Raw genomic sequence first — 25,082 nt, 5'->3', positions numbered from 1 at the left:
GGCGCGACCGGTTAGCGCGTTGACCGCGCGGCGATCCGGTCTAGCTTCACCCGTGAGGCACGGCATCGGCCGGGCCCAGGGAGTGACGATGAACATGCGGGTCGGGTCTTCGGTCGCCGTGGTCGGCGCAGGGTTGGGCGGCCTCGCGGCGGCCTGCGTCAGCGCTGCGCGCGGCCACACGGTCACTCTCTACGACAAGAACGATTGGCTCGGCGGCAAAGCGGCGGTGCTGCACGAAGGCGGATTCCGCTTCGACATGGGCCCGACCATCCTCACGGTGCCGAAGGTGCTGGAGCGCATCTTCCAGGAGGCCGGCCGCAACATCCACGACTATCTCGACCTGCGCCGGCTCGATCCGCAATGGCGCTGCTTCTTCGACGACAACACCCATCTCGACCTCATGGCCGACGTGCCCACCATGGCCGCCGACATGGAGCGTTTCGCGCCCAATACCGGCGCGGGTGAGGGCTACAAGAAGTTCCTCGAAATCTCGGAGCACCTGCACGACGTCTCGAACAAGTTCTTCTTCTGGAAGCCGGTGGAGGATCTGTTCGACACGATCAACATCCGCGCCAACATGAATCCCGGCACCCTGCGGGACGTGCTTTCCCTCCGCATGGGCTCGTCGGTTGCCAGCACCATCCGCTCGAAGGTCAAGGATGCGCGCCTCGCGCAGATGCTCGACCATTTCGTGCAATATGTCGGCTCGTCCCCCTACGGCGCGCCGGCCGTGCTCTGCGCCATCGCCCACATGCAGACCGCCGAGGGCGTCTGGTACCCGATGGGCGGCACCCGCGCGGTGGCCGAGGCGCTGACGAAGCTCGCCTCCGAACTCGGCGCGACCCTGCGGCCTGGCGACGAGGTCACCGGGCTCGCCATCGAGAAGGGCACGGTGAAGGGCGTGAAGACCGCCGCCGGCATCACCCCGTTCGACGCGGTGATCTCCAACATGGATTCGGTGCGGACCTACCGCGAGCTCGTCGGCGGCGATGTCGGCAAGGCCTACGAGAAGAAGAGCTTCGAGCCGGCCTGTTCCGGCGTGGTGCTCTATCTCGGCCTGAACAAGCGCTACGAGCACCTGAACCACCACGATTTCGTCTTCTCCCGCGATCCGGAGGAGGAGTTCGACTACATCTACCGCAAGGGTGAGCCGGCCCCGGACCCGACCGCCTATCTCGCCGCCCCCTCCTCCACCGACCCGTCGGTGGCTCCCGAAGGCGGCGAGGCCCTCTACGTCCTCGTCCACACGCCCTACCTGAGGCCGCATCACGACTGGTCCAAGATGTTCCCGGCCTACCGCCAGGTCATCCTCGACAAGCTCAAGCGCACGGGCAACATGCCGGATCTCGAAGAGCGCATCGTCGTCGAGCGCCATCTGACGCCGCAGGACATCCACGAGCGCTACAAGGTGCTCAACGGGGCGATCTACGGCCTCGCTTCGCACGGCAAGTTCATGGGCGCGTTCAAGCCGGGCAACCGCTCGCGGCAGGTGCGCGGCCTGTATCTCGCCGGCGGCGCGGCCCATCCCGGCCCCGGCATGCCCATGGTGATGATGTCGGGTTGGATCGCCGCCGACGCGCTCGATTCCGACGCTCGGCAGGGTGGGGCGACCGGTAGCGAGGTACGGCAGAGCGCGTGAGGCCACCGGCGTCCCCGGCCCGACCGGCTCCCCGCCATTCGCCGCTGATCTGGCGGTTCATGGTCGGATATTTCGACCGCTTCCTGCGCCGGCACATGAACGCGCTCCGGCTCGCCCGCTGGGGCGCGCCGGATTGTGCCGGTCATGCCGGCCCCATCGTCGTCGTCCTCAACCATCCGTCCTGGTGGGACGCGGCCGTGGTGATCCTCCTGGCCGGCCGCCTGTTTCCCGAGCGGACGAGCCACGCCCCGTTCGATGCGGCGGCGCTGGAGAAATACGCGGTCTTCGGGCGAATCGGCGCGTTTCCGGTGGATCTCGAGTCACTGCGTGGAGCGGCGCAGTTCCTTGCCCATTCCCGCGTGATCCTCGGCGCGCCTGGACAGATGCTCTGGATCACGGCGCAGGGACGCTTCGTCGATGTCCGCGCCCGCCCGCTCGACCTGCGCGCGGGAGTCGCGAGACTCCCCGAGATCGCCCCGGACGCGCTGTTCGTGCCCCTGGCCCTGGACTACGCCTTCTGGGAAGAACGAGGCGCTGAAGCCTTCGCCGCCTTCGGGACGCCGGTGCGGGGTGCCGACCTCCTCGCCCTGCCCCGGCCGGAGCGGCTGGCCCGGATGGAGGCAGACCTGACCGCCACCCTCGACCGGCTCTCCGCGGACGTCGTCGCCCGCGAGCCCGACCGCTTCACGACCCTGACCTCCGGCGGCAAGGGTATCGGTGGAATCTATGACGGCTGGCGCCGGATGCGGGCTATCCTCACCGGTCGCCGCTTCGACCCCGCCCATCGCCCCGAGGGAGACAGAGCCCCGTGACCCTCGTCCTGGCGCTCGTCGCCCTCGCCTTCGCCCTCCTCCCCGCCATTCTGGCCTGCGCGAACCTCATCGCCCTGCGCACGCCGGAGCCGGAAGCGGCGCAGGACGGGCTGGTCTCGATCCTGATCCCCGCTCGCGACGAGGAAGGCACCATCGTCGACACGGTGCGGGCCGCCCTGGCGAGCACCGGCATCGCCGTGGAAGTGCTGGTGGGGGACGACCATTCCACCGATGCCACGGCGGGCCTCGTCCGCGCCCTGGCGCAGACCGATCCACGACTCCGGCTGGTCCCGGTTCCCGCCCTGCCCGAGGGCTGGACGGGGAAGAACCACGCCTGCGCCGCCCTCGCGGCCGAGGCGAAGGGCGCGCACCTCCTCTTCATCGACGCGGACGTCTCCCTCGCGCCCAGTGCCGCGGCAGGGCTCGTCGCCCATGCCCGCGCCACCGGGGCCGCCCTGGTGAGCGCCGTGCCGCGTCAGATCATGCGCAGCCTGGGCGAGCGGCTCACCGTGCCGATGATCAATTTCCTCCTCGTCGGCTACCTCCCCGTGCCGATGATGCGCGCCTCGCTCCGTCCGGCACTCGGCGCCGCCTGCGGCCAGCTCGTCCTCATCGACCGCTCCGTCTACGGTGAGACCGGCGGCCACGGCGCCATCCGCGGACTCCTGCATGACGGCGTGTTCCTGCCCCGGATCCTGCGCCATGCCGGGCATCGGACCGACCTCGTGGCCGGGCACGCGCTCGCCACCTGCCGGATGTACCGGAACCTCGCCGAATCCTGGGCCGGCTTCTCGAAGAACGCCCATGAGGGTATGGCCACGCCCCGTGCCCTCCCCGTCTGGACGCTGCTCCTGCTCGCGGGTCATGTCCTGCCGCTGCTGCTCGTTCTCGCCGCCGCCTTCGGCCTCGCGACTCCGACGGCCGGGCTGGTGGCGCTCGCTGCCCTCGTCGTGTCGCTCGCCACCCGCGCGGCGATCACCCTCATCACCCACGAGCCGGCCGCGACCATCCTCCTCCACCCGCTCGGGGTGGTGGTGGCCCTGGCGATCCAGTGGAACGTGCTGCTGCACCCCAAGCGCGCCGGAGCGGCGGTGTGGAAGGGGCGGAGCTATCCGGTGAAGGGGACGAAGACGCCCCATTCCCAGCCGTAGGCGAGGCCGGGTTTTCAAGCGGTACCGTCGCCTGCCGGCTGTTCCCCAGCTGACCGGCCGCGCACAGGATTTCTATCCCCGCGACCACAAGGATCGGCTCGGCATCACGACGACGCGTCGGCTGAACCGGAGACCGCCGGAGCGTGGAACGAAGTATACCAAGTGTTTGTTTTTTTTGACGTAAATATCAAAAAACTCTTGGTTTTATAATTTATGCAGATCGAATACTCGGATCTACGCGGCACGACATTGTCTACCCCGACAGGGATCCGATCATAGCCTGCCCGTGCCGGTCAAACAGCTCGGAATGCGATGGCTTCGATCTTCTGCCTTCCCGTCATCGTCGCGGCCAAGCCGGTGAAATTATTTTTCCCGACTGTGGTGGATGAAAAATCCTGCTCATCCGTGAGGCGTTTCGGAGCAAAATTTCGCGAATTCTGGATGAATCCTCTTCGGCTCATGCATTATGCTGCTTGCAAGCCAATCTGATATGCCAAATACTGAATACCAGCCAGCGACCTCTGATCTCGACGATCACTTGCCGCGGCCAAGGAAGCCGATGCGCTGGGGTGCCTCGACCACCAAGCCTTCAAGTATCCATGTCCATGATCAGGGAGAAAGCTCATGGCGACGTCCGTGACCGCGCCCATAGCGGTGCAACCTTCAAAGCGGTGGCTCCAACTTATTCTCGGCGTTGCCTGTATGGTCGCCGCGGCGAACATTCAGTACGCTTGGACTCTGTTCGTCCCGGAAATTCAGAAGACGTTCGGCTGGGACCGCGCCGCGATCCAGGTCGCGTTCACGATCTTCGTCGTGGTGCAGACATGGCTGACCCCGATTGAAGGCTATTTCATCGATAAGTACGGCCCGAGCCGGGTCGTGATGTTCGGTGGTCTGATGACCGGCCTCGCCTGGGTCATCAACTCCTACGCCACCTCGCTCACCGGCTTCTATCTCGGCTCCGTGGCGGGCGGTATCGGTGTGGGCTGTGTCTACGCCACCTGCATCAACAACGCCCTGAAATGGTTCCCGGACAAGCGCGGCCTCGCGGTCGGCCTGACGGCGGGCGGCTACGGCGCCGGCTCGGCCCTCACCATCCTGCCGATCGCCAGCATGATCTCGCACGGCAGCTACGCCCAGGCCTTCTTCATCTTCGGCCTGATCCAGGGCGCGGTCATCATGCTGGCCGCCATCGGCCTGCGCTCCCCGGCCAAGGACCAGGTCATCTTCTCGACCAAGGTCCTGCAGACCCGGCGCGACTACACCCTCGGGGAAGCCCTGCGCACGCCGGTCTTCTACGTGATGCTGCTCATGTTCACCTGCACGGTCACCGGCGGCCTGATGGCCGTGGCCCAGCTCGGCGTCATCGCGCAGGATCTCGGCGTGAAGGAGTTCCAGGTCAACCTGTACTTCTTCGCCATGGCGGCCCTGCCCTTCGCACTGATGCTCGACCGGATCATGAACGGCATTTCGCGGCCGCTCTTCGGCTACATCTCCGACCGGATCGGGCGTGAGAAGACGATGTTCATCGCCTTCACCATGGAGGGCATCGGCATCGTCGCCCTGGGTTACTTCGGCTCGAACCCCTGGGCCTTCGTGATCCTGTCGGGCATCGTGTTCCTGGCCTGGGGCGAGGTCTACTCGCTGTTCAGCGCCACGGCCGCCGACACGTTCGGCTCCAAGCACATCGGCAAGATCTACGGCGTGCTCTACTGCGCCAAGGGTTTCGCCGCCCTGTTCGTCCCGGTGGGCAACCTGCTGATGCAGGCCACCGGCACCTGGGCGACGGTGCTGTACACCGTGGCGGTCATGGATCTCTTCGCCGCCTTCCTGGCCGTGGCCGTCCTTCGGCCGATGCTCAAGCGCCACCACGTCGCCAACGGCTCGGTCACTCCGGCGGGCGCCCTGGCCCACGCCTGATCCCCGGCTCGTCCCGCCCGACCGGCGGGGCGAGCCCGGCACGACTGAAGGAGCCGATGACCGGCTCCTTCAGCGACCGGCCCCGATGGCGCCCCTCCGAGGAGCGCCATCTCCGGCCCGGCACACGGTGCGCCATCCTGTCCGCCGCCCCCGTGTTGCCCCATGCGCCGTCATGTCCAACTCTGCTCGGCTATCGCCGGAGTGCCCGAGATGAACATCGCCGCCATCCTCGCCCTGCAGAGCATTCCGTTCGCGGCCCTGGTGCTCGCCACGGCCGGTGCCAACCGCGACCTCTTCGCGGTGCTGTATGTGGCAGCCCTGGGCCTGACCTTATCGATCATCATCTTCGGCGACGGCTATCATGCACTTCCGCTGATGCCCGGCGTGTCCGGCGGCAACCATCGCTGAGACGCCCTCAGCCAGGTTACCGGCACCGGAACGGCGCCCCCCGTCCCATTCCCGACACTCACGCACCCTTCCGATGACCGGCTGGCCCCTCGTGCGACCGCAGAGTGGACTTCATCCGCAGATCCGCGTCCGGAACATAACCGTCATACGGAATGTGATATACCAAACACCATTGTGCGGTGCGATATAGGCTTCATTGCAGCTGCAAGAGAGGCTCCTTTCATGATCGCTCTGTTCATCCTCGGCCTCGCCGCCGTCGCCGTCGGCCCTGCTTTGGCGCTGCTCACGGACCGCCCCGAATCGGCTGAGCCGGTCTCCAACACGACCTCGGCCGGCATGTTCGTCGCCATCAACGACAACGCCCAGGCTTCCTACCGTCTGGCCGCCTGAGCCGACGCCGATCGATCGGCACCCGTCCAGTACCGTTTCCCCCCGCCAGGCTGAGCCGAGGCGGGGTTTTTCATGCCCGGCGGGAGAGTGACCGCACGCGCCTCAACCGCCGGTCTCGCCCAGGATCCACGCCGCAGTGGCGGCATCCGCCCCGCTCGTCGCCAGATGCAGGATGATCGGCGTCTCGTACGGGTGGCGCTGTTTCAGCGCGGCGGCGAGGTCGTCTGCGAGCCCCTCCCGGGTCTTAAGGATGGCGACGACCTCGTCACCCCGCTCCACCGCGCCCTTCCAGGCATAGACCGACCGCATTCCCGGCAGGACGTTGACGCAGGCGGCGAGCCGCGCGCGCACCAGTTCCTCACCGATGGCGAGCGCCGTCTCGGCATCGGGAAAGGTGGTGTAGACGAGAAGCGGACGCTCCATGCTATGGGTCTCCCGGTCTGCGGCCTGTTCCGAGGGGAATGAGGCGCGCGGTCGAGCCCGGCGTCAACACGAGCGGACGATCACCCATGGCGCGGCGCTTCCAGAGGATCGCCTTCATCGCGAGCCCCACCGCCGATGCGCGCGGTGCGGCGGATACGCTGATGCGGCGCTACGACAGCGTCGCCCCCGAAGAAGCCGACGTGATCGTGGCGCTCGGCGGCGACGGGCTGATGCTGCAGGCGCTGCACCGCTTCATGCTGGCCGGCATACCGATCTACGGCATGAACCGCGGCACCGTCGGCTTCCTGATGAACGAGTACCGTGAGGACAACCTCCTCGAACGGCTGGAGAGCACCAAGCGCAGCACCATCCACCCGCTGCTCATGGAAGCCGTGGACGTGGAAGGGCGCCGGCACACGGCGCGGGCCATCAACGAAGTCTACATGCTGCGCCAGACGCACCAGACCGCCAAGCTCAAGATCTCGGTGGACGGACATGTGCGCCTGCCCGAGCTCATCGCCGACGGCGTGCTCTGCGCGACGCCCGCCGGCTCCACCGCCTACAACCTCTCGGTGGGCGGTCCGATCCTGCCCCTGAATTCGCGGCTTCTGGCGCTGACACCGATCTCGGCCTTTCGCCCCCGGCGCTGGCACGGAGCCCTGCTACCGGATCACGCCCGCATCCATGTGGAAGTGCTCGACGCGGCGCATCGCCCGGTGGCGGCGGTAGCTGACCACACCGAGTTCCGCCGGGTCTGCACCGTGGAGACCTGGCTCGACCTCAAGACCGACCTCACCCTCCTCCACGATCCCGGCCACAGCCTGGACGAGCGGATTCTTCGCGAACAGTTCGGCTGATACGCCGGCGGCATATACAGGAACGCCCGCAAGAGCTCGGGGACGGGACACGGCCTTTCCTGCCGCGATCGGTGCGTCTCGCGTGAGCGTACCTGTCACGACCAGCACCTTTTCCAGTCGTCTCAAGTGTTAGCGCTCATCTCATCAGCCGCGAGAATAAACTCTCGCAAATACCTGCATTACATACGTTTTCTCGTTCATGCCGATCGGTTCGGATCCGCCAGCTTCGCCCGGTAGGCGCCAATCGTACTGCCCACCGAGGCCGTCATGATGCAGGCGATGGCCGCTCCCTGCAGGGGCGTGAGACGCTCCCCGAGGATGAGGTAACCGGCGAGCGCGCCGCAGACCGGCTCGAGACTGAGCAGGATGCCGAAGGTCTGGCGCGGCAGGCCGCGCAGCGCCACCATCTCCAGGGAATACGGGATCGCGCTCGACATGATCGCCACGGCGAGTCCGGCCACGACGATGGAGGGCGAAAGCAGCGCCGTGCCCGCGCCGGCAATGCCGAAGGGCAGGATGACCAGGGCCGCCACGCTCATGCCGAGGGCGACCGCCTGCCCGCCGGGCAGGTGCCCCGCCCTTTGGCCGACGAGGATGTAGAGCGCCCAGCACAGGGCGGCGCCCAGCGCAAAGGCGACGCCGAGGGGATCGAGGCCGGAGCTCGCCCGATCCAGGGGCAGCAACAGGCACAGGCCGAGCAGAGCAAGCGCCACCCAGACCAGATCGACGGCGCGCCGCGACGAGGCCACCGCCACCGTGAGAGGCCCGACGAACTCGATGGCGATGGCGAGCCCCAGCGGGATCGTCCGCAGGGAGAGGTAGAACAGCAGGTTCATGCAGCCGAGCACGAACCCGTAGAGCACCACCACACCGGCATCGCGACGGCTGAGCGACCGGCGCCAGGGCCGCCATACGGCGAGCAGCAGCACCGCCGCCAGGGTGACGCGGTAGGCCGAGGTGCCCTCCGCGCCGATGACCGGGAACAGCTGTTTGGCGAAGGAGGTGCCGATCACGAGGGAGAGTATCGAGCCCACCAGGGCAGCCACGGGGGCGAGGCCGGAAAGAAGGGCTCTGGTGTCGGTGCCTGTCATGCCGCCCTCATAGCCGGATGAGGGCCAAGGAGCGACGGCCGGTGAAGGCCGGTCGCACCCCGTCAGGTCAGGCTGCCAGACGCATTCGGTCGCGGTCGGCGCGGTAGCTGGCGATCAGGGCGCCGGGAATCGCATCCAGGATCGCATCGGCCTCGTGGGTCGGCGATACGCCGATTTCGATCCGCACGGCGTCGGGTACGATGTCGAATTCCGGCTGGGACACGACGATGGAGGGCACGTCGATCGTCACGAGGTCGTGGCCAGTCAGATCGATCGGCGCGGCGGCGAGCGGGCGGACCTGCGCCCTCGCCTCGCGCACACTCGCCCTGAGCCCGTCGGACAGGGCATCGAGCACGGATTCCATCGCCTGCCCCTGCTCGATGGTGACCGCGTCGATGCGGACGGGCTGGAGAACCAGCGGTGTGGGTTGGGCCGGCCGGGGAGAGACGAGCTGCTGCGCCAGGCGCCATTCGGCGTCGAGGATCTGCATCCGTGTCCGGGTCTCCCGGCTCTCCTTCTCTTCCATGGCCTTGGCAGTGACGCGAACCTCCTCGCGGGCGGCCTCGGCTTCGTAGCGGGCGAGAAGAGCCATGACGCTCTGCGCCTCCGCAAGCGGCATGGTCTCGCAGGCGGTGAGCGCGCGCTCGATCATCCGGCGCGACAGGGTGGCATTGCCGGGCTTGGGTTGGCTAGTTTTGGCTTGGCCCGGCTCGGCCTGGAAACCGGCCTCGCGCCAGGCCGAGAGCGCGGCGGCGAAGGCGGGCAGCAGGACGGGCGGCAATCCGGCGCGGCGGTGGAGGGCGGCGAAACCCGAGGCGGAAGGGTCGTGCATCAGCCCAGCCACGCGGTCGGCCTTCAGGCCGGTGAGGTCGGACAGCGCCGCCTCCGCGAAGGCCATGCGGCCCGACAGGATCGCCCGCAGGATCAGGCCGGCATTGAGCTGTCCCCGGATGCGGAGATGGCTCACGAGGCGCGCGAGATCCGCCCCGTCGGCACCGGCGCTCACCTCCAGGGTGCTGCGCTCCAGGGCCTCGCGGCTCGCCCGCTCCCCACGAGCAGGGGTGAGCCAGCCCGAGGCGATGGCGAAGGCCGAGAGCGATGCCGCCACACGGGCGGTGACGGCCTGCCGCACTTCGAGGGGCAGGTCGGCCCGTAGCGTCAGGGCGTTCCTGAGGCCGGCATCGTCGCCGTGCCGCTCCACCATGCGCAGCAGACTGCCGGTGGTGATGCGGGCGCTGCGGTTGCGCACTAGGGTGGTGAGCGAAGGGACGCCGCCGATCTCGGCCATGGCGCCGGCCACCGCGTGGGAGAGGCCGAGCCGGCCGGCGATGGCGGTGCGGGTGGTCTCGCAGCCGACGGCGATGCCGTCGACGAGATCCGCATCGGTCAGGACGGACGAGCGCCGCAGGACCAGGGCGGCGATGTCGGGATGGTCGCCCGCCAAAGCCACGACCAGCGATCGGGGCGCGGTGGCGCAACCGGCGCAGGCTTGCGCCAGGGCCCGACGCACGGCGAGGGCCGGGTCGTCGAGAAGCGCCAGGATCGCCGATTGCGCGTCGCGCGCCGCCCCGGCATCGAGCCCGCCATAGAGATAGGCCCGGGTCAGCGCCGCCGCGGCCTCCGCGCGACGGTCGATGGAAGCGTCACGGGTCCAGGACAGGAATTGGCGGATGATCATTGACCGCTCCGGGTCGCGAAGAGTGAGAGATCGAGAGGTTTGGAGGCGAAGTGTCCGGCCGACCGGGCGGCGGCCGTGAACTCGGCGGGTCGGCGCGGGGGCAGCGGTGCGCCGACGAGGGCGGTGGCCGTGGCGGCGGTGGGCGAGGCCGTCGCCACGACCTTCGCCGGCTCCGCGGGGATTGCGGCCGTCACGGAGGCCGTCTCTCCCGTCCCGTCCGAGCGCGGGAAATAGGTCGGCGCGCTGCGCACCGGCTCCGGCGATGGTGACGTGGCCCTGCCCTGCCAGAGGCGGGCGACCCCCTCGGACATCGCCCCCTGGCGCTTGTCGGTCTGGAACAGGGCCCGCAATCCGCCGCCATCGATGGCCGCATAGGCGGAGACGGGATCGGTGGTGGAGGCCGGCTCGACAGCTGCACCCGTCAGGGCCGTGGGGGCGGGCCGCGACGCGGATTGGCTGGCGGACAGGAGCGCGTAGAGTTCGGCGGCGCCGCGGGGCCGGCCGGTCTTGTCGTAGAACAGGCTCCTATTGGCGGCGGCCGCCTCCGGCATGTCGAGGGCGGCGGCGCGCGCCGGGCTCGCCTGGGCGGTGGCGATCAGCGTCGCCGCCCCCCGTGCGCCGAGAACATGGGCGGCGTAGAGATCGCCGCCGGTCGGCTCGCGCCCGAGGGCGGCGGTGAGCGCCTCGCCGTTGCGCTGGGTCAGGGCGCCCGCCATGGTGGCCGCCACCGCAGGGTCACGGCGCAGATCCAGGATGGTCTGGCGAGTGGTGGCGTCCTCGACCGCATAGGTGCCGTTGGGCCGGGCGGTGATGGCGTCGGCATAGGCCGAGAGGCCGAGCTTTGGCCCCGCATTCTTCATCGTCCCGAGCCAGGTCTGTTCGATGAATTGGAACAGCCCGGTGGCCGAGGACGTGGCGGCCTTGGCCGACGGGTCGAGGGAGGATTCGCGCTTGGCCGTGGCGAGAAGGTAGTCGAATTCGGTGCCGGTGCTGCGCGCGCCGCTGCGGATCGCATCGACCACGCCCGCCGAAGCCGATCCGGCGGCCGTTCCCGTGGCCGCCCCGTTCCGCGTGCCCGCGTCCCGGCCGAGGCCGGTCTCGCGAGTGCTGGCGGGGGGCGTCGTGAAGAGGAACATGACCGTCCGGCTGCAGGCGGACCTGACGATGTCGGCCTAAGCCTTAATCTGTTCCGGCTATGGTAAATAAAGGTTAAAGGAACCGCCACTCGTGCCGTCCCGAACCTGTATAAGTTTCAGGACGATACGGGTTCCGCCACCCCGCGCCGCCCCCGGCGCAGGGCCACCAGCATCGCGAGGCCGGCAGCGGCCATGGCAGCCCCGGCGAGGGGGACGGCCGGATAGCCGAGGCCCGCATCGATCACGCCTCCGCCGAGGGCGGCACCGATGGCGTTGCCGAGGTTGAATGCGCCGACATTCATGGCCGAGGCGAGGTTGGGCGCGTCCTGTGCCCTCTCCATCACCCGCATCTGCAGCGGCGGCACCAGGGCGAAGCTGGCGACGCCCCAGAGGAAGATCAGGATGGCGGCCGGGATCTCCCAGCGCATGCCCCAGGCGAAAAGGACCAACACCGCCACCAAGCCGGCCAGGGAGGCCACTAGTGTGCCGTCCACCGAGCGGTCGGCGAAGCGCCCGCCGGCCCAGTTGCCCACGGTGAGGCCGATTCCGTAGAGCACCAGCATCGCCGTCACGAACGGCGTCGCGGCTCCCGTCTCGATCCGCAGGATCGGCACGATGTAGGTGAACACCGTGAACATCGCGCTCGCACCGAGCACGGTGAGGGCGAGGGCAGCAAGCACCGGCCCCCGCATCAGGACGCGGAGTTCGGCCCGCATGTCGCCACCGGCCTCGGCCTCGAGGGGCGGCAGAGCCAGGCGCAGCGACAGCATGGCCACGGCCCCCACCGCGGCGATACCCCAGAAAGCCGCGCGCCAGCCCAGCATCTCCCCGACCCAGGCCGCCAGCGGCACGCCGCCGATGGTGGCGATGGTGAGCCCCGAGAACATCGCGGCGACGGCAGCGGCGCGGCGCTCGGGCGGCACGATGCCCGCCGCCACCACCGCCCCGACCCCGAAGAACGCGCCATGGTTCAGGGACGTGACGAGGCGGGCGACGATCAACATCGTATAGCTGTCGGCCACCGCCGAGAGGAGGTTGCCGAGAGTGAAGATGCCCATCAATCCGACGAGCAGGCGGCGGCGCTGCATCCGGGCGAAGGCCAACGTCATCAACGGTGCACCGATGAGCACGCCCATCGCATAAGCGCTGACGACGAGACCCGCCGCCGGGATCGAGACCTGCAGGTCGTTCGCAATCAGCGGCAGCATGCCCATCGGCGTGAACTCGGTGACGCCGATGCCGAAGGCACCGGCCGACAGCGCCAGCAGGGGAAGGTTGAGTCTCATGATTCGTGCTTTCCGTCTGTTCCGGAACAGCACATGGCGGATACCGCTTCTCCCTGGTAGTATCGTGCTGGGACCAACATCCGTGCGCCGGAGGCATCAATGCTGCGCGACAAAGTCGACCGGGCCGGAGACATGGCGGTCTTCCTCGCCGTGGCTCAGGAGGGTAGCCTGTCGGCGGCCGCGCGCCGGTTCGGCCTCACCCCCTCGGCCGTGAGCCGGGTGGTGGCACGCATCGAATCCCGGCTCGGCGTCCGGCTCCTCGTGCGTACCACGCGCTCCCTGCACCTCACCGCCGAGGGCGAGACCTATGCCCGGGCGGCGCGGCGGATCCTCGCCGATCTCGACGAGACCGAAGCACAGATCGCCGACCAGGGCTGCCCGCGCGGCCGGGTCCGCGTCAGCGCTTCGATGGCCCATGGCAGGCGTGTGGTGGTCCCCCTCATCGGCGATTTCGTCGCCCGCCATCCGGGGATCGTGGTGGAGATCGACCTCAGCGACGAGATCGCCGATGTGAGCGGCGGGCGGACCGATCTCGCGATCCGGTTCGGGCCGCTGGCCGACAGCCCGCTCACCGCCCGGCGCCTCGGCGAGACCGGGCGAATGGTCGTGGCGTCGCCCGCCTATCTCGCCCGGGCCGGCACGCCACGGGTTCCGGGGGATCTAGCCGGCCATAATTGCCTCGACTTCAACTTCCGCCGGATCGAGCCGGGCTGGCCGTTCCGCGAAGACGGGCGCGACCACCTCCTGGCGGTGCGCGGCAACATCGCGGCGAATAACGGCGAGACCCTGGTGCAACTCGCCCTACAGGGCATCGGCGTCACCCGTGTCGGCACCTTCCATATCTCGGAGGATCTCGCGGCGGGCCGCCTCGTGCCGCTTCTGGAGGCGTACAATCCCCAGGATCGCGAAGCGATCCATGCGGTGTTCGTCGGCGGCCCGGCGATGCCCGCCCGCATCCGGGTCCTGGTGGACTTCCTCGCCGAGCGCATGGGCCGTAGCCAGGGACCGGTTTCATGAAGGTGATCGGCAGCGATCGGACGTCCCGCGCCGGAATACGGGAGAGGCCGTCATGCGCGCATTCCTGATCGTCCCTGGCGACGCACGAGCCGTCGCGGCGGCGATGGCGAGCGACGCGCATGCGCTGATCGTGGACGTGACGGGCCTCGCATCGCCGGCTTTCTTCCCCGAGCGCCGGCAGGGCGCGCCGCTGTTCTACCTGCGCTCATGCGAACTGGAACGCGATCTCTCGGCGATGATGGCCGTGGCACCGGACGGCATCGTGCTGTCCCGCTGCGAAGGCGCCCGAGATGTCACGCGCCTCGGTGCGCGGCTCGCCGTCGAGGAGGCGATACATGGGTTGGCCGACGGGTCGACGCAGATCCTCCCTCTCATCGAGACGTCCCGAGGCGCCCTGACCTTGCATACCCTCGCGGATGCGAGTGGGCGTCTCGCCGGTATCGCCTGGGACGCCGAGGCCATCAGGGCCGAGATCGGGGCGCTCACCACCCGTGATCGCGGCGGCGCGCTGAGACCGCCCCTCGCTCAGGTCCGCTCCCTCATTCGTCTCGTCGCCGCCGCAGCGAGGGTTGCCGCGATCGACGCGGCATGCCCGCCGTGGGGCGACTTCGCAGACGAGGTCGATGCTGCGTGGAGCGATGGATTCGAAGCGAAGCTCGTTCTCGAACCGGATCAGGCCGGATTCGTCACCGCTTTCGGCGGTCGCGCCCCGGCACCGTCCACGGAGAGATGACGGTGCCGGCAAGAAGGCGCTTCATCGTTCAGGCGCGTCGGGGCCAGCCTATTCGGCGGCTTCGCCGTCCTCATCCGCCGGCAGGGTCCGAGCGGTCGGATCACGCTGCGCGTCGGGCGAGACGAGGTCGTGGCTGACGGGGACCGCCGTTACGTCGGGGGTGGAGCGTGAGCCCGTATCCGCCAGCATCATCGAAGCGCCCACCGAGATCAGACCGGCGAGGGAGCGGATGTCGTCCGGCTGGCGCGGGCTCCGGGAGATGACTTCGGCCTCGCGCTGAAGGCGCAAGTTGCAAGCCTTGCTGGGCAGCCCGCCATCCGGCGTGCAGGCGTCGTGCCGGGCACAGGCCGCATCGAGGGCGTCGATGGGCGGGAGTGGGGCATTGTTGCCGGGCCCGCAGTAATTGCCATGGATCAGCATGGTCGGCGGCCGGGTCGTCGTTTGCGCCAGAGCCGGCGTCGCGAGAGTAGCGGCCAGCAGAAGCGGTGCGGTGAACTTGAGGAACATGATATGACTACCTGTGCGAGCGCCCCCTCAGGCGTTTCGCGGAAAGGAGTCGCCGAACGACGGCTCGGCCCATTAAGGCTTTGCCCCTCATCTTGGTTCCCACTTTGACACGAAGCAGACCCCGGCCACTCTCGTCATGGCTCAGCTTGCGCCGTTGGTGAGAGACTGGCCGAACCGAGGCTACTGACCTGCTCCGGGCGGACGCTTCAACTCGAAACGCGCTTCGTCGGTAACGCTGAAATAATCGAAATATCCTCCCCGCATGAGAGGATGCATGGCGCCGGTATCGACCCGGCCGTCCTTGATGAAGGCATCGTCGACATAGATCGACACAACCTGCCCGATCACCAGGAAGTGGTTGGCTTCGCTGCCGTCGAGAGGTGTCAGGGGCACAGTCTGGAGCCACCGGCATTCCAAGGCGGCGGGGGACTCGGCGACCCGTGGCGGACGCACCTTGCGCGATGGCACCGGAGTCAGCCCGGCCGCCACGAACTCGCTGTCGCCCCGGGCGAGGGGGGCCGAGGTGGCATTCATGGCGTCGCGCAGATCGTAGGTGGCGAAGTTGCAGACGAACTCCCCGCCCTCCTCCGCGAAGGTCATCGCATCCTTTCGGCCTGAGGACGAGAACATCACCATATCGGGGCCGGTGGCGACGGCGTTGAAGTAGGAATAGGGGGAGAGGTTGACGTGGCCCTGCTTGTTCATCGCGCTGATCCAGCCGATGGGCCGGGGGGCGACCAGGGCCTTCAGCGGGTTGTGCGGCAGGGTGCGGTTCTCGGAATCGTAATGCATGGCGCGGCTCAGATCCGGGTGACGATGTCGGCCAGGGCCGGTCTCGGGCGATCGCCCGGAACCTCGCGGGCACGGCCGAGATGGATGAAGCCCGCGAGTTTCTCGCGCGGATCGAGGCCGAGGACGTCGAGAATGCGGCGGTCATAGGCGAACCACTCGGTCAGCCAGGCAGTGGCGAAGCCCGCGGCATTGGCCGCGACGACGAGGTTCATGCACACGGCACCGGCCGACAGCACCTGCTCCCATTCCGGGATCTTCACATGGGGGGCGGCGCTGGAGACGACCGCGACCACGAGGGGGGCGTGGGCGAGGCGGTGGCGCTCCAGATCGAGGCGCTTCGGATCGGCCTCCGGGTGGTCCGCCGCATAGGCGTCCGCGATGGTCTCACCCACGCGCAGGCGGGCATCGCCCTCGATCACCAGGAAGCGCCAGGGGCTGAGCTTGCCGTGGTCCGGTACGCGGGACGCGATGGTGAGAATCGCATCGAGCTCCTCGGTGTTCGGACCCGGGCCCTCGAGATTGACCGGCGGAACCGAACGGCGGACGCGAAGGAGGTCGATCGTGTCGTTCCGCGGAATGTCGGATATGGTGTCCATGGAACCTGTTCGGCGCGAATGAGGGACGTGGGGGCACCGCCGGGCGGCTGGTCTGAGGCGAGCCGCTTCGGCGATCGATAGGAAGCTTCGGCCTTGGAGCCGCCACGGTCCGGATACAAAGCGGGATGTCGCATTCGGCACGGTGACGGTCGACAAGCGAAAACATGCCGTGCGGTCCGCAGCTTGGCAATCGCCGACATGCATGGCGGCCCCGTGCATGGTGGCGCCGTGAAGGAGATAGCGGATGGGACCGGTAATGCGCGCGCTCGCGGTGACGGGAGCCATGGCGATGGCGGCGTTTCCGACGCAGGCGCAGGAGCGCGACCCGTTCGGCGGTCGCAACGGTCCAGCCCTGCCCTCCCCCTCGATCACGGGACCGCAATTGCCGAGCCCACCTGTCGAGGGCGAGGCACCGCTCGCCCTCACCGCCCTGTTCGCGGGCAGCAACCAGCCTGTACGGTCCGGCCTCGCCTGGCGCATCTACGAGGACCGGTCCGACGGGGTGCGGCCGAACATCGTCGCGCGGTCCGAGGCGGCGGATCCGAGCTTCACCCTGGCACCCGGCACCTACGTCGCCACCGTCACCTACGGCTTCGCCAGCGCCTCGAAGCGCATCACCATGGCGGGCGCGGCACTCAGCGACCGCCTGACGATCACCGCGGGGGCGCTCAAGCTCTCTGGTGCCATCGGTGACATGAAGATCGCCCCCGCCGAACTCGCCTTTTCGGTCTTCGTGCCCATCGGCACCAATTCGGAAGGGCGCCTCGTGCGCAGCGGCGTGAAGGCGGGCGAGTTGATCCGCCTGCCGGAGGGGACCTACCACGTGGTCTCGAACTATGGGGAATCGAACGCGATCCAGCGCGCCGACCTCAAGGTGGAGAACGGCAAGGTCACCGACGCCACCCTCAACCACCGGGCCGCCACGGTGACCCTCAAGCTCGTGGCCGCGCCCGGGGCAGAGGCTTTCGCCGGCACCGCCTTCAGCGTCCTGACGCCGGGCGGCGACACGATCCGCGAAGCGATCGGCGCCTTCCCGCAGGTGACCCTGGCCGAGGGGGACTACGTCCTCATCGCCCGCCATGACGGGCAGGTCTACACCCGCGAGTTCAAGGTCGAGAGCGGGATGGACCGCGATATCGAAGTGGTGGCGAAGGCGTCATGATCCGGACCGTCTGCGTGTCCGTCGTCCTTCTCGCCGCCGTGCCCGCCACGGCGCAGACCATCACCGACGGGTCCGACGCAACGGTGGGAGCGGAGGTCGCCGCCGCCACGACGGCGCTGCTGGGCAAGGGGCTCAAGAGCCCGGCCGAGGCACGCTATTCCCGGCTGCGACCGGGCAAGGCGGGCGCCGTCTGCGGCGAGGTCGACGTGACCAACCGGATGGGCGTCCATGTCGGCCCGCGCCCCTTCGTCGCCGATACCGGATCGGGATTTGCCGGCATCCTCCCCGATGCGGCTGAAATCCGGCACCCGTCCAGCATGGCGCAGTATCAGGGTTTCCAGCGCATTCTGGCGCTGCTCGCCGCGAATTGCGAGGGATGACTTTTTCCAGGCTCCCTCCTGCGGCCTCATCCCGAATCGACCGGATGGGACTGAGGGGGCCTCAGCCTCCGAGAACCGCGAAGCCGGCCCCCGAGGCGGCCGTGAGCACGACGACGATCCAAGGCGGGGCCGCGCCGATCGTCAGGAGCAGGAACGCGCCGGCTGCGAGGGCGAAATCGCGCGGGCCGAGGACGGCGCCTGTCCAGAGCGGATCGTAGAGGGCAGCGGCGAGGATCCCGACCACTGCCGCGTTGGCGCCCCGCATGGCCGCCTGCGCCAAAGGCTTCGCGCGGAACGCATCCCAGAACGGCAGCGCGCCGTAGACCAGGAGCAGGCCCGGCAGGAAGACCGCAACCAGGGCGATGACGGCCCCGGCCAGACCGTTCGGCTCAGGCCCGAGGGCAGCGCCGAGATAGGCCGCGACGGTGAAAAGCGGCCCCGGCACGGCCTGGGCCGCGCCGTAGCCGGCCAGGAACGCGTCCGGGCCGATCCAGCCGGTCTCGACCAGAGCCGTGCGCAGGAGCGGCAGCACCACATGGCCTCCGCCGAAGACGAGGGCGCCCGCGCGGTAGAACGCATCGAACATGGCGAGCCCCTGCGAGGCCAGACCTTCGGCCAGGAGCGAAGGTAGAACGAGGAACAGGCCGAACAGGAGGAGGGCCACCGTGCCGGCCCGGCGCGAGACCGGGAAGCGGAGCGGCTGGCCCGGCACTCCGGCCGCCTGCCGGCACAGGACGAGGCCGGCCATGGCTCCCGCCGCGATGGCGACGACCTGCCCCGCCGATCCAGCGAGTGCCGTGACGAGGCAGAGGGCGGAAAAGGCGATGGACGCGCGGGTGACATCGGGCGCGAGGCTGCGTCCCATGCCCCAGACCGCCTGCGCCACCACCGCCACGGCGACGAGCTTCAGCCCGTGGACGAGGCCCGATCCGACCGGGCCGCCGAGGGCACCGGCGCCATAGGCGAAGGCCACGAGAAGGAGCGCCGAGGGCAGGGTGAAGGCGGTCCAGGCCGCCAACCCACCGGCCAATCCCCCTCCCCGCATCAGGCCGAGGGAAAACCCGACCTGGCTCGATGCCGGGCCGGGCAGGAACTGGCACAGGGCCACGAGATCCGCATAGGCCGCCTCGTCGAGCCAGCGCCGACGGTGCACGAACTCCTCGCGAAAGTAGCCGAGATGGGCGATCGGGCCGCCAAAGGCGGTGAGCCCGAGCTTGAGGAAGGCGAGGAAGACTTCCCGCACGGAACCCTCGCGGGCGAAAAGGGGTGTCGTCACGTGGGAGGACCTCGAGGGGACGGGGGCGGGCTCGCTCCCGCGAAGTCTTCCTATCTGAATTCCTCATCCTGAAGTGCCGCGAAGCCGCCTCGAAGAAGGGCTCCGGCCTGACTGGCGATCCCTGGACGCCTCCTTCGAGGGCTCCGCTGCGCTGCGCCGCCTCAGGATGAGGTCGTGGGTGGGATGGCTCCCGGAAACCTATCCCAGTCCGCCGGCCTCGACGATGAAGCGGGCGACCGTGTCGGCGCCGTGCCCCTCGCGCAAGGAGGAGAACACGTAGGGCCGCGTGCCCCGCATGCGCCTGGTATCCGCCTCCATCACCCCGAGATCGGCGCCGACCATGGGGGCGAGGTCGGTCTTGTTGACGATGAGGAGATCGGACCGGGTGATGCCGGGGCCGCCCTTGCGTGGGATCTTCTCGCCGCCGGCGACATCGATGACGTAGAGGGTGAGGTCGGCGAGTTCCGGCGAGAAGGTCGCCGCGAGGTTGTCGCCGCCGGATTCGATCAGGATCAGGTCGAGCTTCGGGAAGCGTCGGCGCATCTCGGCCACCGCCGCGAGGTTGATCGAGGCGTCCTCGCGGATCGCCGTATGCGGGCAGCCGCCGGTCTCGACGCCCATGATCCGCTCCTCGGGCAAGGCGCCGGCCACGGTGAGGATACGGGCATCCTCCTTGGTGTAGATGTCGTTGGTGATGGCGCAGATCTCGAAGCGATCGCGGAAGCGCTTACAGAGCTGTTCCATCAGGGCGGTCTTGCCGGAGCCGACAGGGCCGCCGATGCCGACGCGCAAGGGGCCGTTCGGTGAGTGGCCGTTCGGTGAGTGGCCGTTCAGTGAGGTCATGACGGGGTCTTTCACGAGCGGAAGATCCGAGAATACTGGGTCTCGTGCCGGGCCGAGCCGAGATCGAGGCGCAGTGTCGCGTTGCCGATCTCGTCCAGGCTCAGGGGCGGGATGGTTGCGGCCAAACCCGCCACCCGAGGGGTGAGGGACGCGATCACCCGCGTGCCGGCGCTCTGGCCGATGGGCGCGCAGCGCAGCGCCGCCGAGACGAGGTTCTGCAGGAAGGCGAGGCCGAACCCGGCGAGCACCGGGGCGAGCGCCATGCGATGGGCGCCGGCCGAGAGCCCGACCGCCACCGGGTATGACACCTCGCCGGGCAGCGCCTCGCTCAACCGATCGAGTTCCGGCAGCCCCCAGGCGGCGCGGGTGGCGTCAACGAAGCTGCGGCCTTGCTGGGTCGTCTCGAGGTGGAGTTCGCGCGTGGGCGCCAGGGCGACGGCGAGGTCGTTGACCTCCATCAGCGCCGGGACGTCCCCCGCCTCGGCGGCGGCATGGGCATGGGCCAGAAGAATCAGGTCGTTTCGCACAGCGCCCCGTTCGAGCACGTCGCCGAGCCATGCCAGCAGCGAGGCCTCGCCGCCGACATCGCCGCATTCCACGGCCCATTCGAGCCCATGCGAATACGCATAGGCCCCGACCGGATAGCCCGGCGAGAGCCAGGCCATGAGCCGAACGGTGTCGATCATCGAGGGGTCGCCCCTCATCGTACCGGGCGCCCTTCCCTGGAAGCCCGAACCGCCAGCGGCCCATGGGGCAGAGGATGGGGGCAGAGGACGAGGCTCAACCGGACACCGTGCCGTGGCTGTGCGGATGAGGGTGGTCGTGAGCATGATCGTGTTCGTGGGCATGGCCATGCCCGTGGTGGTGCCCGGCAGCCTCGCCGGCATAGGCCCCGCCCTCGGGCCTGAACGGACGCTCCACCGGCTCGGCCGTTCCCCCTAAACCCCGCACCATCTCGGCCAGCACGTGGTCGTAGGCGATATGGACCGCGTCCGCGCCGATCTCGGCCGGGATGTGCCGGTTGCCGATGTGCCAGATCAGGCGCTTGAGGGCGAGGTCGTCGGCGGCCCGGATCTCGAGCAAGCGCTCGGGCGCGGCCTCGACCCAGACGAGGCGGCCATCCTGCAGCACCAGGGCGTCGCCGTCGTCGAGGACCGTAGGCTCGGGCAGGTCGAGCAGGAAGGACAGTCCGCCGATCCCGCGCATGGCCATGCGGCGGCGATGCCGGTCACCATGGTCGAGGACGATGCGGTCGACGATCTCGCCGGAGAGCGCGTCTCGGCGGATCACTTTCGTGGCGCGGATCAGGGAAGAGCTCAAAACAGGAAATACCGCTGGGCCATCGGCAGCACCTCGGCCGGCTCGCAGACCAGGAGCTCGCCATCGGCGCGCACGTCGTAGGTCTCCGCGTCGATCTCGATGTTCGGCGTGGCGTCGTTGAGGATCATGCTCTTCTTCGAAATGCCGCCGCGCACGTTCTCCACGGCGACGAAGAGCTTCTGCGCGCCGAGCCGTTCGCGAAGACCGTCCTCGATGGCGGCCTTCGAAACGAAGGTGAGCGCGGTGGCGAAGGGCGACCGGCCGATCGCCCCGAACATCGGGCGGTAATGCACCGGCTGGGGCGTGGGAATCGAGGCGTTGGGGTCGCCCATCGGCGCGGTGGCGATCATGCCGCCCTTGATGACGAGGTCGGGCTTCACCCCGAAGAAGGCCGGGGTCCACAGTACGAGATCGGCGAGCTTGCCCGCCTCCACCGAGCCGACATGGGCCGAGACGCCATGCGCGATGGCCGGATTGATCGTGTATTTCGCGATGTAGCGGCGGGCGCGCAGGTTGTCGTTGCCGGAAGCGTCGCCCGGCAGGCTCCCGCGCTGGCGCTTCATCTTGTCCGCCGTCTGCCAGGTCCGGATGACGACCTCGCCGACCCGGCCCATGGCCTGGCTGTCCGACGACATCATCGAGAGCGCACCGATATCGTGCAGGATGTCCTCGGCCGCGATGGTCTCCTTGCGGATGCGGCTCTCGGCGAAGGCGAGATCCTCGGGAATCGCCGGGTCGAGGTGGTGGCAGACCATGAGCATGTCGAGATGCTCGTCGATGGTGTTTTTCGTATACGGGCGCGTCGGGTTGGTGGAGGACGGGAGCACGTTCATCAGCCCCGCCACCTTCATGATGTCCGGCGCGTGGCCGCCCCCCGCCCCTTCCGTGTGGAAGGCATGGATGGTCCGCCCCGCGAAGGCGCGGATCGTGTCCTCGACGAAGCCGGATTCGTTGAGCGTGTCGGAATGGATCATCACCTGCACGTCATGCAGGTCGGCCACCGTGAGGCAGGTGTCGATGGCCTGGGGCGTGGTGCCCCAATCCTCGTGGAGTTTCAGGGCGCAGGCGCCGGCGCGGACCATCTCGACGAGGCTCTCGGGCCGCGAGGTGTTTCCCTTGCCGGCGAAGGCGAGGTTCATGGGGAAGCTATCCGCCGCCTCGATCATCCGGGCGAGATGCCAGGGGCCGGGGGTGCAGGTGGTGGCGAAGGTGCCGTGCGCCGGGCCGGTGCCGCCACCGAGCATGGTGGTGACGCCCGAGCACAGGGCCTCCTCGATCTGCTGCGGGCAGATGTAGTGGATGTGGCTGTCGAACCCGCCGGCCGTGAGGATCTTGCCTTCGCCGGCGATCACTTCGGTGCCGGGGCCGACGATGATGTCGACGCCGGGCTGGATGTCCGGGTTGCCGGCCTTGCCGAGCTTGAAGATCCGCCCCTTCACGATGCCGACATCGCATTTCACCACGCCCCAATGGTCGAGGACCACGGCATTGGTGATGACGGTGTCCACCGCGCCATCGGCATTCGTCACCTGCGACTGCCCCATCCCGTCGCGGATGACCTTGCCGCCGCCGAACTTCACCTCCTCGCCATAGGTGGTGTGGTCGCGCTCCACCTCGATGACGAGGGAGGTATCGGCGAGGCGGATGCGATCGCCCGTGGTGGGGCCGAACATGTCGGCATAGGCCGAGCGGGCGAGGGAGGCGGGGCGGGGTGTGTTGGACATCAGGCGGCCTCTCGTGCCTCTGCGACGGCGCGGTCGAACAGAGCGTCCAGCGCCGCGTTGACGCCGCGACAGCCGGCAACGACTTCTTTCGCCCAATCGATGTAGTTCGCCACGCGCTCCGCGCCCCAATCGTCCGGGGGGCTCGCCACGAGCGAATGCAGGTTGCTGATCTTGTCCGCGATCTTGAGGGTGCGGGCGCCGCGCGACTTGTGCGGCGCCTGCTCGACCTGGAGCCGCTTGCGCTCGGCCTTGGGCAGAGATTTGTCGTCCGTGACCTCGGCCACGAGTTCGGCGACGCGCCGACCGAACAATTGCTCGATCTCCTCGCGGCTCGTCCCGGTATCCTCCACCGTGTCGTGGAGCCAGCCCGCCGCCACCAGATCGGCATCGGGCGCTTCGGCCGTCGCGGCCAGGAGCGAGGCCACCTCGGCGAGGTGGTTCACGTAAGGCTCGCGCGCCGCGCCCTTCCGGGTCTGTCCCACGTGACGCCGCGCGGCGAACTCGGCGGCACGGGTGACGAGGAGGATGCCATCGCGCAGGCGGGATGTCTCGTCGGTCATAGGGACCCCATCACGTCACCGCGGAATCCGTAGACCGTCCGGGCACCGAGCAGCGGCACCAGCGAGACCTCCCGTGTGGCGCCCGGCTCGAACCGCACCGCCGTGCCCGGCGCGATGTCGAGGCGCTGCCCCCTCGCCTTCTCGCGCTCGAAGGTCAGGCCCGGATTCACCTCGTAGAAATGGTAATGCGAGCCCACCTGGATCGGACGGTCCCCCACATTGGCCACGGTGAGCAGGGTGCGCGGTGCGCCGTCGTTGAAGACGATCTCGCCCGGAAGCGTCGTCACAATGCCCGGCACATCCGACGAGGGCGCGCCGCGGATCGGGTGGTGGACGGTGACGAGCTTGGTCCCGTCGGGGAACGTCGCCTCCACCTGGATGTCGTGGATCATCTCGGCGATGCCCTCCATCACTTGGTCGGCGGTGAGGACATGGGCGCCCGCCTGCATCAGTTCGGAGACCGAGCGGCCATCCCGCGCGCCCTCCACCACGGCATCGGTGATGAGCGCGATCGCTTCGGGATAGTTCAGCTTGACGCCGCGGGCGAGCCGGTTGCGGGCGACCTGGGCGGCCATGGCGACCAGGAGCTTGTCCTTTTCGCGCGGGGTCAGGAGCACGGGAAACCTCGGGTGTTGGCCAATCGAGCGGAGACTTGGACACGTTGGCCCTCAAGGCAAGGACCGTGCGCGACGAATGCAAGCGGTATCGATGCATCTCTGCGCAAACAACGCGACCCCGGCAGTCCGAGCGCCTTCGTGGCGTAGGGCTGGTTTCTGGCGGGATGTGCCAAATTCGTCTTTCCACTTGATTGGACAAATCACGTTCGGAGAACAGCTGAGACGATAGGGATTTTTCAATCCAAAGATGTCATTCCCGATCCTACTCTCGCGCCAATATAAGTATAGAGCCGACTTTAGGATCCGAGTCATGACAGAATCCAGCAAATTGCCTGCCGAATTGGACATGACGAATGCGGCGGATGTCGAATGGGTGAGATCGCGAAACGATCCCGCGATTTGGCATGAAGCGGCGATAGCGGCAGTTGCTTATCGTGGCGACAAGCATGGCTTTCTGCCATGGCTCATACAACAGCCAAACATGGACCGCGCAACGGCAGGATGGTTGCTTTTCTGGCTTCAAGGCTCAAAATATTTACAAGGTCAAAAAGACTCGTTCTGGGCAAAAATTTACGACAATGATGCCGTCTCTCTACTGGATAGTCTTTGTCAGAGAAGTGAGAAGATCGGCTTCATCGAAGATAGCATCGGTCTGGACGGTGGCTTCGAGAAGGAGCGCCAAGCGTGCCTAGAGCGGTGTCCGATCGGCTTGAATCGACCGGGGTTTCGGGGGCGGCGCAGATGTGATTCGATGCGCGGCTTTC

The 25,082-nt window shown here is 68.3% G+C and carries 28 protein-coding genes; 13 read left to right on the top strand and 15 right to left on the bottom strand.

All coding sequences use genetic code 11. The annotated features are described in order from the left end of the window. Positions 1-94 precede the first annotated feature (94 nt). The 7 genes from AC0IXR_RS07365 to AC0IXR_RS07335 all read left to right on the top strand — a co-directional run bounded on the left by AC0IXR_RS07365 (position 95) and on the right by AC0IXR_RS07335 (position 6,320). Positions 95-1,639, top strand: a complete 1,545-nt coding sequence (locus AC0IXR_RS07365; protein ID WP_471760288.1) for a phytoene desaturase family protein — start codon at positions 95-97, stop codon at positions 1,637-1,639. A 59-nt stretch (positions 1,640-1,698) separates the two neighbouring features. Then, positions 1,699-2,451, top strand: a complete 753-nt coding sequence (locus AC0IXR_RS07360) for a lysophospholipid acyltransferase family protein (protein ID WP_471760287.1) — start codon at positions 1,699-1,701, stop codon at positions 2,449-2,451. After that, positions 2,448-3,602, top strand: coding sequence for a glycosyltransferase family 2 protein (locus tag AC0IXR_RS07355; protein WP_471760285.1), 1,155 nt, complete (start codon positions 2,448-2,450; stop codon positions 3,600-3,602). The genes AC0IXR_RS07360 and AC0IXR_RS07355 overlap by 4 nt, the downstream gene beginning before the upstream one ends. Before the next feature lie 312 nt (positions 3,603-3,914). After that, positions 3,915-4,091, top strand: a complete 177-nt coding sequence (locus AC0IXR_RS07350; RefSeq protein ID WP_471760284.1) for a hypothetical protein — start codon at positions 3,915-3,917, stop codon at positions 4,089-4,091. Positions 4,092-4,226: 135 nt separating this feature from the next. Beyond that, entirely contained in the window at positions 4,227-5,522 is a 1,296-nt protein-coding gene (gene oxlT, locus AC0IXR_RS07345) for an oxalate/formate MFS antiporter (protein WP_056425573.1), read from the top strand. A gap of 210 nt (positions 5,523-5,732) precedes the next feature. Next, positions 5,733-5,930: a hypothetical protein gene (locus AC0IXR_RS07340; protein WP_056425576.1), complete on the top strand. Its 198-nt coding sequence runs from the start codon at positions 5,733-5,735 to the stop codon at positions 5,928-5,930. A gap of 222 nt (positions 5,931-6,152) precedes the next feature. Beyond that, positions 6,153-6,320 carry a hypothetical protein gene (locus tag AC0IXR_RS07335; protein WP_156467719.1) on the top strand — a complete coding sequence of 56 codons (168 nt, stop codon included), beginning with the start codon at positions 6,153-6,155 and terminating at the stop codon, positions 6,318-6,320. 102 nt (positions 6,321-6,422) lie between these two features. On the opposite strand, the gene cutA is transcribed toward AC0IXR_RS07335, so the two are convergent. Further along, positions 6,423-6,743: a divalent-cation tolerance protein CutA gene (gene cutA / locus AC0IXR_RS07330; protein WP_419952651.1), complete on the bottom strand. Its 321-nt coding sequence runs from the start codon at positions 6,741-6,743 to the stop codon at positions 6,423-6,425. Between the two features lie 86 nt (positions 6,744-6,829). Between cutA and AC0IXR_RS07325 the strand changes: the two genes are divergently transcribed. Continuing rightward, on the top strand, positions 6,830-7,600 hold the full coding sequence (locus AC0IXR_RS07325; protein ID WP_207411194.1) for an NAD kinase: 771 nt from the start codon (positions 6,830-6,832) through the stop codon (positions 7,598-7,600). 197 nt (positions 7,601-7,797) lie between these two features. On the opposite strand, the gene AC0IXR_RS07320 is transcribed toward AC0IXR_RS07325, so the two are convergent. The 4 genes from AC0IXR_RS07320 to AC0IXR_RS07305 all read right to left on the bottom strand — a co-directional run bounded on the left by AC0IXR_RS07320 (position 7,798) and on the right by AC0IXR_RS07305 (position 12,791). Further along, positions 7,798-8,691, bottom strand: coding sequence for an EamA family transporter (locus AC0IXR_RS07320; protein WP_471760282.1), 894 nt, complete (start codon positions 8,689-8,691; stop codon positions 7,798-7,800). A 67-nt stretch (positions 8,692-8,758) separates the two neighbouring features. Continuing rightward, entirely contained in the window at positions 8,759-10,369 is a 1,611-nt protein-coding gene (locus AC0IXR_RS07315) for a DUF2336 domain-containing protein (protein WP_471760281.1), read from the bottom strand. Then, positions 10,366-11,505, bottom strand: a complete 1,140-nt coding sequence (locus AC0IXR_RS07310; RefSeq protein WP_471760279.1) for a lytic transglycosylase domain-containing protein — start codon at positions 11,503-11,505, stop codon at positions 10,366-10,368. The genes AC0IXR_RS07315 and AC0IXR_RS07310 overlap by 4 nt, the downstream gene beginning before the upstream one ends. 116 nt (positions 11,506-11,621) lie before the next feature. Continuing rightward, positions 11,622-12,791, bottom strand: a complete 1,170-nt coding sequence (locus AC0IXR_RS07305) for an MFS transporter (RefSeq protein ID WP_471760277.1) — start codon at positions 12,789-12,791, stop codon at positions 11,622-11,624. A 99-nt stretch (positions 12,792-12,890) separates the two neighbouring features. On the opposite strand from AC0IXR_RS07305, the gene AC0IXR_RS07300 reads away from it, so the two are divergent. Both AC0IXR_RS07300 and AC0IXR_RS07295 read left to right on the top strand, forming a co-directional pair. Continuing rightward, entirely contained in the window at positions 12,891-13,808 is a 918-nt protein-coding gene (locus tag AC0IXR_RS07300; protein ID WP_461223434.1) for a LysR family transcriptional regulator, read from the top strand. Positions 13,809-13,860: 52 nt separating this feature from the next. Next, the gene (locus AC0IXR_RS07295) at positions 13,861-14,541 is read left to right on the top strand and encodes an aldolase/citrate lyase family protein (protein ID WP_471760276.1); all 681 of its coding nucleotides are present in this window, start codon (positions 13,861-13,863) and stop codon (positions 14,539-14,541) included. 48 nt (positions 14,542-14,589) lie between these two features. Here AC0IXR_RS07295 and AC0IXR_RS07290 read toward each other — a convergent pair whose 3' ends face one another. The 3 genes from AC0IXR_RS07290 to AC0IXR_RS07280 form a co-directional block, all read right to left on the bottom strand. Then, on the bottom strand, positions 14,590-15,048 hold the full coding sequence (locus tag AC0IXR_RS07290; protein WP_207411200.1) for a hypothetical protein: 459 nt from the start codon (positions 15,046-15,048) through the stop codon (positions 14,590-14,592). A 180-nt stretch (positions 15,049-15,228) separates the two neighbouring features. Beyond that, the gene (locus AC0IXR_RS07285; RefSeq protein ID WP_461227488.1) at positions 15,229-15,840 is read right to left on the bottom strand and encodes a flavin reductase family protein; all 612 of its coding nucleotides are present in this window, start codon (positions 15,838-15,840) and stop codon (positions 15,229-15,231) included. Between the two features lie 8 nt (positions 15,841-15,848). Then, positions 15,849-16,436 carry a nitroreductase family protein gene (locus tag AC0IXR_RS07280; RefSeq protein WP_056425610.1) on the bottom strand — a complete coding sequence of 196 codons (588 nt, stop codon included), beginning with the start codon at positions 16,434-16,436 and terminating at the stop codon, positions 15,849-15,851. A gap of 244 nt (positions 16,437-16,680) precedes the next feature. Here AC0IXR_RS07280 and AC0IXR_RS07275 point away from each other — a divergent pair, with 244 nt between their 5' ends. Both AC0IXR_RS07275 and AC0IXR_RS07270 read left to right on the top strand, forming a co-directional pair. Beyond that, positions 16,681-17,598: a hypothetical protein gene (locus AC0IXR_RS07275; RefSeq protein WP_056453735.1), complete on the top strand. Its 918-nt coding sequence runs from the start codon at positions 16,681-16,683 to the stop codon at positions 17,596-17,598. Then, entirely contained in the window at positions 17,595-17,978 is a 384-nt protein-coding gene (locus tag AC0IXR_RS07270; protein ID WP_056425620.1) for a hypothetical protein, read from the top strand. Before AC0IXR_RS07275 ends, AC0IXR_RS07270 begins: the two co-directional genes overlap by 4 nt. A gap of 61 nt (positions 17,979-18,039) precedes the next feature. Here AC0IXR_RS07270 and chrA read toward each other — a convergent pair whose 3' ends face one another. The 7 genes from chrA to AC0IXR_RS07235 all read right to left on the bottom strand — a co-directional run bounded on the left by chrA (position 18,040) and on the right by AC0IXR_RS07235 (position 24,318). Beyond that, positions 18,040-19,254: a chromate efflux transporter gene (gene chrA, locus AC0IXR_RS07265; protein WP_471760275.1), complete on the bottom strand. Its 1,215-nt coding sequence runs from the start codon at positions 19,252-19,254 to the stop codon at positions 18,040-18,042. 198 nt (positions 19,255-19,452) lie between these two features. Next, positions 19,453-20,097 carry an urease accessory protein UreG gene (ureG, locus tag AC0IXR_RS07260; protein WP_471760274.1) on the bottom strand — a complete coding sequence of 215 codons (645 nt, stop codon included), beginning with the start codon at positions 20,095-20,097 and terminating at the stop codon, positions 19,453-19,455. Positions 20,098-20,108: 11 nt separating this feature from the next. Further along, the gene (locus AC0IXR_RS07255) at positions 20,109-20,783 is read right to left on the bottom strand and encodes an urease accessory protein UreF (protein ID WP_471760273.1); all 675 of its coding nucleotides are present in this window, start codon (positions 20,781-20,783) and stop codon (positions 20,109-20,111) included. Between the two features lie 94 nt (positions 20,784-20,877). Then, positions 20,878-21,405, bottom strand: a complete 528-nt coding sequence (locus tag AC0IXR_RS07250; protein WP_461229826.1) for an urease accessory protein UreE — start codon at positions 21,403-21,405, stop codon at positions 20,878-20,880. 8 nt (positions 21,406-21,413) lie between these two features. Then, positions 21,414-23,141, bottom strand: coding sequence for an urease subunit alpha (ureC, locus tag AC0IXR_RS07245; protein WP_471760271.1), 1,728 nt, complete (start codon positions 23,139-23,141; stop codon positions 21,414-21,416). Further along, positions 23,141-23,701, bottom strand: a complete 561-nt coding sequence (locus tag AC0IXR_RS07240; RefSeq protein ID WP_311274589.1) for an HD domain-containing protein — start codon at positions 23,699-23,701, stop codon at positions 23,141-23,143. Before AC0IXR_RS07240 ends, ureC begins: the two co-directional genes overlap by 1 nt. After that, positions 23,698-24,318 carry an urease subunit gamma gene (locus AC0IXR_RS07235; RefSeq protein WP_056425642.1) on the bottom strand — a complete coding sequence of 207 codons (621 nt, stop codon included), beginning with the start codon at positions 24,316-24,318 and terminating at the stop codon, positions 23,698-23,700. Before AC0IXR_RS07235 ends, AC0IXR_RS07240 begins: the two co-directional genes overlap by 4 nt. Before the next feature lie 310 nt (positions 24,319-24,628). On the opposite strand from AC0IXR_RS07235, the gene AC0IXR_RS07230 reads away from it, so the two are divergent. Further along, on the top strand, positions 24,629-25,082 hold a 454-nt coding region (locus AC0IXR_RS07230; protein ID WP_471760269.1), incomplete at its 3' end, for a hypothetical protein.

It is taken from the genome of Methylobacterium sp. AC832, assembly GCF_979256025.1.
The sequence above is the reverse complement of the archived record's forward strand: the minus strand, read 5'-3'. Positions and strand labels throughout refer to the sequence as shown.